Source organism: Micromonospora sp. NBC_01405 (assembly GCF_045040155.1).
Taxonomy (GTDB): Bacteria; Actinomycetota; Actinomycetes; order Mycobacteriales; family Micromonosporaceae; genus Micromonospora.
This window is the reverse complement of the sequence record NZ_CP109532.1, coordinates 212614-224502: the sequence shown is the minus strand read 5'-3', so window position 1 is coordinate 224502 and position 11889 is coordinate 212614. Positions and strand designations below refer to the sequence as shown.

The following is an 11889-nucleotide window of genomic DNA, read 5'->3' as shown; positions in this document are numbered from 1 at the left end:
CCCTGGAACCGGAGCACCCCAATGTCCCCAACAGCGACCGTCCAACGACCGAGCAACGTCTCCGACGCGTTGGCCCGTGGTCGGCTCGGTGTGCCGTCGGTGATCTTCTTCGTGCTGTCCGCGGCCGCCCCGCTGACCGTGGTGGCCGGCGTGGTCACCACCGGGTACGCCGTCACCGGCGTCACCGGCATGCCGCTGGCCTTCCTGGTGGTCGGGGCGGTGCTCGCCCTGTTCTCCGTCGGCTACGTGGCGATGGCCCGCCGGGTGGAGAACGCCGGTGCGTTCTACGCGTACGTCTCCCGGGGGCTGGGCCGGCCGGCCGGCGTCGGCGCGGCCTGGATCGCCATGATGTCGTACAACGCGCTCCAGGTCGGGCTGTACGGCGCGATCGGAGCGGCGGCCTCCCCGGTGCTGCAACGGCTCTTCGACGTCGATCCGGCCTGGTGGGTGGTGGCGCTGGCCGCCTGGGCCATGGTCGCCGTGCTCGGCCTGCTCCGGGTCGACGTCAACGGCATGGTGCTCGCGGTGCTGCTGGTCGCCGAGATCGTGGTGATCCTCGTGTTCGACCTGGGGCAGCTCAGCCACCCGGCGGGCGGCTCGGCCAGCTTCGCCGCCCTCTCCCCGGACAACCTGTTCGTCCCGGGCGCGGGCGCGCTGCTGGTGATCGCCGCGACCGGCTTCGTCGGCTTCGAGTCCGCGGTGGTGTTCAGCGAGGAGAGCAAGGACCCGAAGCGCACCGTCCCGAGGGCCACCTACCTGTCGGTGGCCGTCATCGCCGGGATCTACGCCCTGTCGTCGTGGACCATGACCGTGGCCACCGGCCCGGACCAGGTCTCCGCGCAGGCCGGCGAGCAGAGCGTCGACCTGATCTTCAACCTGGCCGGGGCGCACCTCGGCGACACCGCCGTCGCCATCGGCCAGGCGCTGTTCATGACCTCCCTGCTGGCCGCGATGATCTCGTTCCACAACACCACCGCCCGGTACATCTTCGCGCTCGGCCGGGAGCGGGTGCTGCCGGAGGCGTTCGGGCGGACCTCGCCGCGCACCGGGTCGCCCCGGGTCGCCTCGCTCGCGCAGAGCGTCCTCGGTCTGCTGGTGATCCTGCTTTACGCGACCAACGGCTGGGACCCGGTGCGCCAGCTCTTCTACTACACCGGTGTCGGCGGCGGCTTCGGCGTGCTGCTGCTGATCGCCACCACCTCCATCGCGGTGATGGCGTACTTCGCCCGCACCCGCGTCGAGGAGAGCCTGTGGCGGCGGTTGGTCGCCCCCGGGTTGGCCACCGTGGCGCTGGTCGCCATCATCATCGTGGCGTTGGACAACTTCGCCGTCCTGCTCGGCGTGGCGCCCGACTCACCGTTGCGCTGGGCCGTTCCGGCGGCGTTCCCGGTGGTGGCGCTGCTCGGCCTGCACTGGGCGCTGGTGTTGCGTGGCAGACGGCCGGACGCCTACGCCCGGATCGGAATGGGCGCGGAGAGCGCAGCCATGCTGGTCACGCCGGATCCCGCCGGTGAGCAGGCCCCGGTGGGGGCGGGGAGTCAGCGGTGAGCGACGTGCGCGTCGAGCGCCTCGGCGCGGCCGAGACCCGGCTGGTGGCCGAGCGGATCGCCCGGGCGTTCCTGGTGCTCCCGGCGACCCGGTGGCTGGTGCCGGACGACTCCGAGCGGGAGGCCGTGCTGGCCGACAACTTCGAGATCTTCGTCGGGCACGCGATGGCGCACGGCCACGTGTCCGCCACCGCGGACCGGGCGGCGGTGGCCGTGTGGTTCCCGCAGGTCGGCGACGAGGTCCCGCCGCCGGTGGACTACGACGCCCGGCTGGCCGCCGCCTGCGGAAAGTGGGTCGAGCGGTTCCGGCACCTCGACGAGCTGTTCACCGCCAACCACCCGCACGCCGACCACCACCACCTGGCCTTCCTCGCCGTCGCGCCGGACCGGCAGGGGCAGGGGCTCGGCTCCGCGTTGCTGCGGCACCACCATGCCAGGCTGGACGCCGACGGGGCGCCGGGCTACCTGGAGGCGAGCAGCGAGATCAGCCGGGACCTGTACGCCCGGCACGGCTATCGGGCGCGGGAGAGCTTCCGGCTGCCGGACGGCACCCCGTTCTACCCGATGTGGCGGGAGCCGGCGGGGGTCTGACGCGGCGCGGGAAGGGCCGGCACGCGGAAGGCCCGGTCGGCGCATCGCCGACCGGGCCTTCCGGGCTCACCGGTGGTCGGCCCGCCGACCACCGGTGGTGCCCCTAGTACGTGCCGTCGAGCTGCCCGCGCAGCTTGGTCAGCGCCCGGGCCAGCAGCCGGGACACGTGCATCTGCGAGACGCCGATCTGATCGGCGATCTGCGACTGGGTCAGGTTGCCGTAGAAGCGCAGAGTGAGGATCTTCTGCTCGCGCTCGTCCAGCGTGGCGAGCGCCGGGCCCAGGGCCACCCGCAGCTCGGCCAGCTCGAACTCGCCGTCCTCGCCGCCGAGCATGTCGCCCAGTTCGGTGGCCCGGTCGCCGTCGCCGGTCGGGGTGGACAGCGACACCGCGTTGTACGCGCGGGCGCCCTCCAGGCCCTCCAGGACCTCTTCCTCGGTGACCTTGAGGTGGGCGGCGATGTCGGCGACCGTCGGGGAGCGACCCAGCGTCTGCAGCAGCGAGCTGTTGGCGTCGGAGATGGCCAGCCGCAGCTCCTGGAGGCGACGCGGCACGCGGATGTCCCAGGTGCGGTCGCGGAAGTGGCGCTTGAGCTCGCCGATGATGGTGGGGATGGCGTAGCCGGCGAAGTCGACGCCGCGGGACGGGTCGAACTTGTCGATGGCCTTGATCAGGCCGATGGCGGCCGTCTGCGCCAGGTCGTCGGTGGGCTCCCCCCGGCCGCTGTAGCGGTGGGCGAGGTGGTTGGCGAGCGGCAGCCAGGCTTCGATCGCCCTGTCCCGCAGTGCGGCGCGCGACGGGTGGTTGGCGGGCAGCGCTGCCATCGCGTTGAGGACGTCGGCCGCGCTGTCGGTGAGCGCTCGCGGGTCCAGCTTCTTGGTGGCGACGGCCGGCGCTGTCTTCGTCTGCTCGCTGATCGTTGACGCGGTCATTCGGTGGTCCTCCCTGCACCTCGTCCGCGGATAAAGACGTGACGCTGTGGTTTAGCTTCAGATCGTCCGTTCGGGACCCACCTTAACCTGATCGGCTCCCTGAAATCTAGCCGAAAGTACGATGTACTTAAGGTATTTCTGGGAACAAACCCCGTGAAAGGTGCGTAGAGACCAGAAGATGTGATCGTGATTACCGGTTCGCTGGCCGATCGGCCAATCCGACGCGGGCCGGACGGCTCACGCCTCGCAGCCGCCCGGCGGTCGCCCCCACCCTATGGTGAGGGCCGCGCGACAGATCGGGGACTGCGTGCGGCTGACCCGCCCGGTCGCGGTGTCCGATCGGCCGATGCGCACGTGGCTCCCGTCTACATGAAAGCCGACAGACGGGGCGCCTGTCGGCTTTCCGTCCTTGTCCCGCCCGAGGGGCCGCCCGTAGCGTCGCGGGGAAATCCCCCTGGCCCGGAGGCAGCGTGCTCGACCCCGCCGATCCGCACCTCGTCGTGCACAGCCGGATGATCTATTTGAGCTGGCTGCCGGCGGACCCGGACGTGATCGCCGCCCTGCTGCCGGCAGGCCTGCGCGTCGGGGAGGACCGCCGGGTCTTCATGAACCAGTACGTGGTCGACGACGAGACCCAGACCTCCGGGTTCGGCGCGTACTCGCTGACCTACCTCGGCGTGTCAGTCGCCGGCCTCGACGCCCCGGACCGTCCCCTGGCGGGCGGTTGGTGGACGCACTACCTGTGCTCCAGCCCCCGGGTGCGCGGTTACGCCGCCGCGCGCGGCGCCCCGGTCGCCGCCGGCCGCACCTGGCTGGAGCAGCGGGGCGACACGCTGGTGGCGCAGACCGAGGTCGACGGGGTGCCCCTGATCCGCACCCGGGCCCGGGTCGGAGACACCGGGCACGTCATCCGCAGCGGCCACCACCGCTACCTCACGGGCCGGGGCGATGCCCTGGTCAGCGGCGTCTATCCGTACCTGGCCGAGCCGGTGGCCCCGTTCGAGGTCGAATCGGTGGACTTCTTCGACCCGGACCACCCGGTCTACCCGCTCCGCCCGGCCAACCCGCTGGTCATCACCGCCGGCTTCTACTCACCGCGCGCGTCGTTCGCGTACCCCGGCGGGGAGAGCATGCTCGCCCGCAGCCCGGCGGCGACGGTCGGCCGGGCCGGTCACCAGGTGCCGGCCAGCCGGGCCCGCAGCGGCCTGCCGTCCGGGTCGTAGACCAGCCGGTACGCGGGCAGCGCCCACGCCCGGGTGTACCAGGGCAGCCGCTCCGGCCGGTGCGGGCGCAGCCGGCCCGGCGGCCGGGGACCGACCCGCCCCGAGTCGTGCCAGCGTTGCAGCGCGTCGGCCGTGGCCACCATCGTCTCGACCGCCGACGCCGGGTCCAGCAGGCCGTCGTCCGAGCCGCCGTCGGGGTCCCGGTCCAGGTGCTCGCGCCACAGCCGCAGTCGCAGCTCCCGGGCGAACAGCCGGGCCCCGTCGCCGAGGCCGCCCGGGTCCAGCGGGGCCCGCTCGTCCCGGGTGTCGTCGAGCACCGCGCAGGACAGCTCGCTGTCGTGGGTCCACGAGCGGCGGTTGAAGTTGTCGCTGCCCACGCTGGCCCACGCGTCGTCGACCACGCACACCTTGGCGTGCACGTACACCGGGTCGCCCGCGTGGTTCTCCACGTCGAAGACGTGCACCCGGCCCGGGGCTGCCCTGCCGCACAGCGACAGCGCCTGCTCCCGGCCGACCATGTTCGGCGGCAGGGCGAATCGGCCGTCCACGTCGGGGTGCCGCGGGACGACGGCCACCAGGTGCAGGTCGGGGTTGTCGCGCAGCGCCCGGGCGAACAGGTCGGCCACCTCGGTCGACCAGAGGTACTGGTCCTCCAGGTAGATCAGCCGGCGGGCCCGGCGTACGGCCTTGGTGTAGCCGCGCGCCACCGTGCGCTCGCCGTCGGGGGCGAAGGAGTAGCGCGGGCGCACCGCCGGGTAGGTGCGCAGCACCTGGATCCGGTGCGGGCCGCACGGCGGGGGGTCGGCCGGCTTCTCGGGCAACGGGTCCGGGCGCAGGTCCGAGCCGCGCAGCCGATCCCGCAGGTACGCCAGCGGGTTCTCCGAGTCCAGCGGCGTCGGGTCGGTCCACCGTTCCCGGAAGACCGTGTCCAGCGCGCCGACCACCGGCCCGCGCAGGGCGAGCTGCACGTCGTGCCAGGGCGGGGTGTCGCCGTACCGGGGGGACATCCCGATCGCCTGCGGGTCGCCGTGGTGCTCGGCGTCGTCCCGGCGGCTGTGGCACAGGTCGATCCCGCCGGCGAAGGCGACGTCCCGCTCGGGGGCGGCGGGATGGCGCAGTACCACCAGCTTCTGGTGGTGCGAACCGCCGCGGCGGACCCGCTGGTCGAGCAGCACCTCTCCGCCGGCCGCGCAGATCGTCTCGCTGAGGCTGCGGTTCTCGGCCTCGCTGAACGACAACGAGTCCAGGTGCGAGCGCCAGAGCAGGCCCTTGACCACCACGCCGCGCTGGGCGGCGCGACTGAAGAGTTGGGCCACGGTCGGCCCGTCAGGGCGCATCCGCTCGTCGGGGTCGCCGCGCCAGTCGGTGAAGAAGAGGTGGTCGCCCTCCTGAAGCGACTCCACCTCGCTGACCAGCCGGTCGAAGTAGGCCGCGCCGTGAATCAGCGGCTCGGCGAGGTTTCCGGTCGTCCAGACGGGTAACTCGGAGGCTGGGTTGGCGCGTTCCTGCGCGGTGAGGAACCAGTCCCGGATCGGCACGCTCCATCCTCCCGAGGTCGACAACGTCCTCACGGTAGGCCCCCCGCGCCGGGTCTGCACGCCGGCCGGCACCCCCGGTGACCTGGCCGACGTTTCCCGCGCGACGCCCGACGACCCTGACGCGAAACACCGAGGAGGCCACACGATGCCCGCCGAGACGACCGACGCCGTGACCGAGGACCGCGAACAGCCGGTGGAGAGTGAGCGCGGGGCCCTGGTGGCCGTGTTGGTGATGGTGCTGCTGGGGGTGGCGGGGATCTTCGCGGTCTCCTGAACCCGCCGGCGGGCGCCACCGGGGGTCACCCGGTGACGCCCGTCACGTACGCGGTCAGGGGCGGTCGCCCTGGCCGCCGGTGTGCGGCAGCCGCTCGGCCGGGACCACCCCGAGCCGGCCGGCCTGGAAGTCCTCGAACGCCTGGATCAGCTCGTCCCGGGTGTTCATCACGAACGGGCCGTAGTGCGCCACGGGCTCCCGGATCGGCTGCCCGCCCATCACGTAGAGCTCCAGGGCGGGGGTGTTCGAGTCCTGCTTCGCGTCGGCGGTGACCCGCAGCGCGTCGCCCGGACCGTGGGTGGCGAGCTGGCCGGTGTGGAAGGGCCGGCGGTCGGTGCCTACCGTGCCGCGCCCGGCGAGCACGTAGACCAGCGCGTTGAAGTCCGGCTGCCAGGGCAGGCTCAGCTCGGCGCCGGGCTGCACCGTCACATGGGCGATGCTGATCGGGGTGTGGGTCGAGCCCGGCCCCCGGTGCCCGGCCACCTCGCCGGAGATGACCCGGATGAGCGCGCCGCCGTCCGGCGTGGTGAGCAGCGCCGACTCCCGGCCGCGGATGTCCTGGTACCGCGGCGGCATCATCTTCGCCACCCTCGGCAGGTTCACCCAGAGCTGGAGGCCGTGGAAGAGGCCCCCGCTGGCCACCAGGTGCTCCGGCGGCGCCTCGATGTGCAGCAGGCCGCTGCCGGCCGTCATCCACTGGGTGTCGCCGTCGGTGATGGTGCCGCCGCCGCCCTGCGAGTCCTGGTGGTCCATGATCCCGTCGATCATGTAGGTCACCGTCTCGAAGCCGCGGTGCGGGTGCCACGAGGTGCCCTTCGGCTCGCCCGGCGCATAGTCCACCTCGCCCATCTGGTCGAGGTGCAGGAACGGGTCCAGTTCGTGCGTCGGCACTCCCGCGAAGGCCCGGCGGACGGGGAAGCCCTCGCCCTCGTGCCCGCTGGGGGCGGTGGTCAGCCGGCGGACCGGCCGGTAAGCGGTGGTCTCGTCGAGCCGGGGCAGGCGGGGCAGGACGAGGACGTCGTCGACGGTGATGGCGGGCATCTCGAACTCCTTATTCGCTCAGGGTGGACGAGTCGTCGCGGTCGGCGCGCAGGCGCCGGCCGAGGCGTTCGAAGACCCGGTTCAGGCAGGCGATCTCGGCGTCGTCGAGGTCGTCCATCAGGTGGGTGCGCGCGGAGCGCAGGTGGTGCGGCGCGGCCTCGCGCAGCGCCAGCAGCCCGGCGGCGGTGAGCACCGCCTCGCTGCCCCGCCGGTCCGCGGGGCAGGCTTCCCTGGCCACCAGGCCGCGCTTCTGCATCGAGGAGATCTGGTACGTCAACCGGCTGGGTGAGAAGACCAACCGGCCGGCCAGCTCGCCCATCCGCAGCCGCTGCCCCGGCGCCTCGGAGAGCAGGACCAGCACGTGGTAGTCGGCGAAGCTCAGCTCGCTGTCGGCCCGCAGGTCGTCCTCGAGCTGGGTGAACAGCCGCTGGCTCGCCTCGATGTAGGCACGCCAGCAGGCCATCCGCTCGCCGTCCAGGCTCTCCGTCATGCCAGAACAGTAGCACTCTTTCAAAATTTAACCACTGACTCCGGGCTGCGTCGGGGGCATGGGCATGTGGATGAGGCTGTGAAGCTTCGGATTTGAAGGAACGCGGCCGGGGAAACCTCCGCATAGCCGGGCCGTCGGCGTGTCAGACTGCCCCGTGGACCACGTCGTACTCGCCGCCCCCGGCCTGCTGCTGCGCCCCTGGCGGGCGGCCGATGCCCCCGACGTGCTGGCCGCCCTGGGTGACCCGGAGGTGGCGACGTGGAACCCGCAGGGCGACATGGACGAGGCGCGGGCGCGCGACTGGGTGCGCCGGCGGGCGGACTGGTCGAGCGGCGAGCACATGTCCCTCGCGGTGGCCGACCCGGGCGACGCCGAACTGCTCGGGGCGGTGTCGCTGCACCGGATCGGTGGCGGCAACGCCAGCATCGGCTACTGGACCGTCCCCGCCGCCCGGGGGCGGGGCGTCGCCACGGGCTCGGTCCGGCGGCTCACCACCTGGGCCTTCGCGGCGCTGGGCCTGCACCGCATCGAGCTCTGTCACGCCGTGCCGAACGTGGCGTCCTGCCGGGTGGCCGGCCGGACGGGCTACCTCGTCGAGGGCACGTTGCGCGAGTCGTACCGCTACGGCGACGGTCGCCGCCACGACGAACACCTGCACGCGCGCCTCGCCACCGACCCCGGCTAGGACGACCCGGGTCACCCGTGACCTGCCGTGACGGCCTCCCCTCGCGTGGTCCGAGCGGTGATTCGGGCGGAGCGACAGCCCCGGGGCCAGCCCCGGGGCCGTCCGGTGGCGTCGACCTCAGCGGGCCGCCGCGCCCGTCGGCGTCAGGTGCATCCGGCCCAGCAGCTGCCGGGCCTGCTCGGCCTGGTCGGCGTCGACGGTGACCGCGTACTGGCTGGCGCGCAGGGAGCTGGCGGACGTGAAGTCCCGCTGCCCACCGGTCATCGCGTGCGCGACCGCGCCGAACACCGCGCCCCAGATCGCGCCGACCACCAGGCCGACCAGGATCACGGCCACCCAGTTACCGGTGGTGAAGATGCCGAAGAGCAGCCCGATGAACAGGCCGAACCAGGCGCCGGTGCCCGCGCCGACCAGGGCCGAGCGGCCCGTGGTCATCCGGCCCAGCACCGTCTCGACCAGGGTGAGGTTCGTCCCCACGATCGCGGTGCGCTCCACCGGGAACCGGTTGTCGGCCAGGTAGTCCACCACCCCCTGCGCGGACGGATAGTCCGGGTACGACCCGATCGTCACGGTCGGGGCCCCGGTCGGCGGGCCGTGGCCGTGGCCGCCGCCGGGCGGGGTGGGGTGGCCCGCCGGGCCGGACGGGAGGTTGTTTCCGCCCGACGTTCCGGATTGCAGGGTCGCGGTGGGATTCGAGGGCCTGATCATGAGCATCCTCCTTCGTCGACCTCCCGCCTTCCCCCGGGCAGCGGCCGGTAACGCGCCACCTTCTCCCGGTCCGGGAGGTCCCCGCCGCGATCCGGATGCCCGACGCGCCGGACCGGTCTCCGGTCGCCTCGCCCCCGACCGGGAGGGACGACGCGCGGGACCGGTCCGGCCGCATCCGGCGGTGCCCCGACGAATGCTGGTCGGCGCCGCCGGGTAGGCACGGCCGTGGACAGCGGACGGATCAGCGAGCACGGCTTCCTGGCCGACGGCCGCAGCGCGGCACTGGTCGACCGGGCCGGCTCGGTCAACTGGTGGTGCCCGGCGCGGATCGACGCCCCGTCGGTCTTCGGACGGCTGCTCGACGACGACGCGGGCCACTGGTCGATCCGGCCCGACGGCGACTTCACCACCGAACGCTCCTACCTGGAGGACACGCTGGTGCTGCGGACCGTCTTCACCACCCGGGACGGGTCGGTGGCGGTGACCGACACGCTGGCGCTGGAGCCCGGCGCGCGTGGCCACGACATCGGGCTGCACTCGCCCCGGGTGCTGGCCCGGCTGGTGGAGGGTGTCTCCGGCGCGGTGCCGGTGCGGCTGCGCTACCGCCCCCGGTTCGAGTACGGCCGGGTCGTCCCGTACCTGGTGCCCACCGACGACGGGGTGGAGGCGACCGCCGGCGCGGCCCGCCTGCGACTGCGCGGCGACGTGCCCGTGCGGTGCGGCGAGGGCGAGGCCGCCGCGACGTTCGTCGTCCGGGCCGGCGAGTCGTACGGCTTCACGTTGGGGTACGGGCCGACCTACGACGCCGACCCGCCCGCGACGCCGGACGCCGCACCGACGGTCGCCGAGGCGGCGGCGGGCTGGCGGTCCTGGGCCGGGCTGCACCCGTACCACGGCCGGTTCGCGGAGCAGGTGCGCCGCAGCGCGCTGGTCGTGCAGGGCATGACCTACCAGCCCAGCGGCGCGATCGTCGCCGCGGCGACGACCTCGCTGCCCGAGCAACTCGGCGGGGACCGCAACTACGACTACCGCTTCGTCTGGGTCCGCGACTTCAGCCTCACCCTGCAGGCGCTCTGGCTGGCGGCCTGTCCCGACGAGGCGAACCGGCAGTTCGCCTGGGTGGCCCGCGCGATGGGCCGCATCGGGAACCAGCCGGTGCCCATCATGTACGGCGTGGAGGGGGAGCGGGACCTCACGGAGCACCGCCTCGACAACCTCGCCGGGTACGCCGGCAGCCGGCCGGTCCTCGTCGGCAACGACGCCTGGAAACAGCGGCAGACCGACGTGCTCGGGGAGGTCCTCGACGCGGCGTGGCTGATGCGCCACTACCTCGATCCGATGGACCCCGAGGTGCACCAGCTCCTGCGCGCCCTCGCCGACCAGGTGGTCGCCGACTGGCACCGTCCGGACGCCGGGATGTGGGAGGCCCGGGACGCGGAGCGGCACTACGTCTCGTCGAAGGTGCAGTGCTGGACCGCGCTGGACCGGGCGGTGCGCTTCGGCCCCCGCCTCGGTGACTCCGCCGACCTGGCCCGCTGGGCCGCCGCCCGCGACGAGGTCCGCGCGGCGGTACTGGACCGCGGCTGGAACGACCGGCTCGGCGCGTACACGGGGGCCTTCGGCTCGGACGAGTTGGACGCCTCGGTGCTGATCATGCCGCTGGTGGGGTTCCTGCCCGCCGACGACGACCGGATGCGTTCCACCATGGACGTCGTCGAGGCCAGGCTGTCCCACGACGGCCTGCTGCGTCGCTGGGACGGGGATCCGGCCGGCTTCGTCATCTGCTCGTTCTGGCTGGCGAGCTGCCTGGCGCTGGCCGGCGAGCTGGACCGGGCCGAGCGGATGTTCACGTCGCTCGCCAGCCGGACGAACGACCTGGGCCTGTTCGCCGAGCAGATCGACCAAACCACCGGGGAGCAGCTCGGCAACTTCCCCCAGGCCTTCTCGCACATCGGACTGATCAACGCCGCCGGCTGGCTGACCGAGGCCGGCGAGCGGCGACGCCAGGGCGCGGACGGCCCGCGCCGGACCGTGCCGACAGGCGCGGGGCGAACGGAGGGAGCACGCTGATGACCGGACGGCTCGACGGAAGGACCGCCCTGATCACCGGCTCGGACTCGGGCATCGGCCAGGCCACGGCGATCGAGTTCGCCCGCGAGGGCGCCGACGTGGTGGTGCACTACCTGCACGACCACGCCGGGGCCGACCACACCAGGGACAAGGTGGCGCAGGCCGGCCGGCGGGCGGTGGTGGTGCAGTGCGACATCACCGACGAGTCCCAGGTCGAGGCGATGTTCGACGAGGCCCTGGCGGAGTTCGGGGCGCTCGACGTGCTGATGAACGACGCCGGGGTGGACGCCTCCGGCATCCCGGTGGCCGACCTGGACACCGAGACCTGGGACCGGGCCATCCGGACCAACGTCTACGGGGCGTTCTTCTGCTCCCGCCGGTTCGTCCGGCACCGCCGGGACCAGGGCGGCCACGGGAAGATCATCAACATCACCTCGGTCCACCAGGAGGTGGCCCGGGCCGGCGGCTCCGACTACGACGCAAGCAAGGGCGCGCTGCTGGAGTTCGCCAAGAGCCTGGCCCTGGAGGTGGCGCCGATGCACCTCAACGTCAACAACATCGGGCCGGGGATGGTGCTCACCCCGTTCAACCAGAAGGCCATCGACGACCCGGGGTACCTCCAGGAACAGGTGCAGAGCATCCCGTGGAAGCGGGCCGCCCAGCCGGAGGAGATCGGCAGGCTCGCGGTCTTCCTGGCCAGCGACGACGCCGACTACGTGACCGGTTCGACGTACTTCATGGACGGCGGGCTGATGCAGAATCAGGGCCAGGGCGCCTGAGCGCGTCCCCTC

12 protein-coding genes are annotated in these 11889 nt (G+C 73.0%); 7 read left to right on the top strand and 5 right to left on the bottom strand.

What is annotated here, in order from left to right; all coding sequences use genetic code 11:
- Positions 1-21 precede the first annotated feature (21 nt).
- Together OG559_RS01075 and OG559_RS01070 are read left to right on the top strand one after the other, a co-directional pair.
- On the top strand, positions 22-1548 hold the full coding sequence (locus tag OG559_RS01075; RefSeq protein ID WP_405111191.1) for an APC family permease: 1527 nt from the start codon (positions 22-24) through the stop codon (positions 1546-1548).
- Positions 1545-2138, top strand: a complete 594-nt coding sequence (locus tag OG559_RS01070; protein ID WP_405111189.1) for a GNAT family N-acetyltransferase — start codon at positions 1545-1547, stop codon at positions 2136-2138. The genes OG559_RS01075 and OG559_RS01070 overlap by 4 nt, the downstream gene beginning before the upstream one ends.
- A gap of 103 nt (positions 2139-2241) precedes the next feature.
- Here OG559_RS01070 and OG559_RS01065 read toward each other — a convergent pair whose 3' ends face one another.
- Positions 2242-3069 (bottom strand): SigB/SigF/SigG family RNA polymerase sigma factor, encoded by an 828-nt coding sequence (locus OG559_RS01065; RefSeq protein ID WP_405111186.1) that lies wholly within the window; start codon positions 3067-3069, stop codon positions 2242-2244.
- Between the two features lie 470 nt (positions 3070-3539).
- On the opposite strand from OG559_RS01065, the gene OG559_RS01060 reads away from it, so the two are divergent.
- A complete protein-coding gene (locus OG559_RS01060; protein WP_405111183.1) occupies positions 3540-4292 on the top strand; it encodes a hypothetical protein in 753 nt (250 codons plus the stop codon).
- On the opposite strand, the gene OG559_RS01055 is transcribed toward OG559_RS01060, so the two are convergent.
- Positions 4241-5830, bottom strand: coding sequence for a phospholipase D family protein (locus tag OG559_RS01055; protein WP_405111180.1), 1590 nt, complete (start codon positions 5828-5830; stop codon positions 4241-4243). The two genes, OG559_RS01060 and OG559_RS01055, sit on opposite strands and share 52 nt — an antisense overlap.
- 145 nt (positions 5831-5975) lie before the next feature.
- On the opposite strand from OG559_RS01055, the gene OG559_RS01050 reads away from it, so the two are divergent.
- Positions 5976-6104 carry a hypothetical protein gene (locus OG559_RS01050; protein ID WP_396673967.1) on the top strand — a complete coding sequence of 43 codons (129 nt, stop codon included), beginning with the start codon at positions 5976-5978 and terminating at the stop codon, positions 6102-6104.
- Positions 6105-6158: 54 nt separating this feature from the next.
- Here the strand turns inward: OG559_RS01050 and OG559_RS01045 are convergent, their stop codons facing one another.
- Together OG559_RS01045 and OG559_RS01040 are read right to left on the bottom strand one after the other, a co-directional pair.
- Positions 6159-7145 (bottom strand): pirin family protein, encoded by a 987-nt coding sequence (locus OG559_RS01045; protein ID WP_405111177.1) that lies wholly within the window; start codon positions 7143-7145, stop codon positions 6159-6161.
- A gap of 10 nt (positions 7146-7155) precedes the next feature.
- Entirely contained in the window at positions 7156-7635 is a 480-nt protein-coding gene (locus OG559_RS01040; RefSeq protein WP_387018878.1) for a MarR family winged helix-turn-helix transcriptional regulator, read from the bottom strand.
- A gap of 154 nt (positions 7636-7789) precedes the next feature.
- Between OG559_RS01040 and OG559_RS01035 the strand changes: the two genes are divergently transcribed.
- Entirely contained in the window at positions 7790-8320 is a 531-nt protein-coding gene (locus tag OG559_RS01035; protein ID WP_405111173.1) for a GNAT family N-acetyltransferase, read from the top strand.
- Positions 8321-8437: 117 nt separating this feature from the next.
- Here the strand turns inward: OG559_RS01035 and OG559_RS01030 are convergent, their stop codons facing one another.
- A complete protein-coding gene (locus tag OG559_RS01030) occupies positions 8438-9028 on the bottom strand; it encodes a general stress protein (protein ID WP_405111170.1) in 591 nt (196 codons plus the stop codon).
- A 225-nt stretch (positions 9029-9253) separates the two neighbouring features.
- Between OG559_RS01030 and OG559_RS01025 the strand changes: the two genes are divergently transcribed.
- Positions 9254-11098, top strand: a complete 1845-nt coding sequence (locus tag OG559_RS01025) for a glycoside hydrolase family 15 protein (protein WP_396673963.1) — start codon at positions 9254-9256, stop codon at positions 11096-11098.
- Entirely contained in the window at positions 11098-11877 is a 780-nt protein-coding gene (locus OG559_RS01020) for a glucose 1-dehydrogenase (protein WP_405111167.1), read from the top strand. Before OG559_RS01025 ends, OG559_RS01020 begins: the two co-directional genes overlap by 1 nt.
- The last annotated feature ends 12 nt before the right edge of the window (positions 11878-11889 follow it).

Coding starts and splice junctions, on each gene's coding strand:
- OG559_RS01040 (WP_387018878.1), bottom strand. CDS start 7,635: ATGACGGAGAGCCTGGACGGCGAGCGGATGGCCTGCTGGCGTGCCTAC.
- OG559_RS01030 (WP_405111170.1), bottom strand. CDS start 9,028: ATGATCAGGCCCTCGAATCCCACCGCGACCCTGCAATCCGGAACGTCG.
- OG559_RS01065 (WP_405111186.1), bottom strand. CDS start 3,069: ATGACCGCGTCAACGATCAGCGAGCAGACGAAGACAGCGCCGGCCGTC.
- OG559_RS01075 (WP_405111191.1), top strand. CDS start 22: ATGTCCCCAACAGCGACCGTCCAACGACCGAGCAACGTCTCCGACGCG.
- OG559_RS01050 (WP_396673967.1), top strand. CDS start 5,976: ATGCCCGCCGAGACGACCGACGCCGTGACCGAGGACCGCGAACAGCCG.
- OG559_RS01045 (WP_405111177.1), bottom strand. CDS start 7,145: ATGCCCGCCATCACCGTCGACGACGTCCTCGTCCTGCCCCGCCTGCCC.
- OG559_RS01020 (WP_405111167.1), top strand. CDS start 11,098: ATGACCGGACGGCTCGACGGAAGGACCGCCCTGATCACCGGCTCGGAC.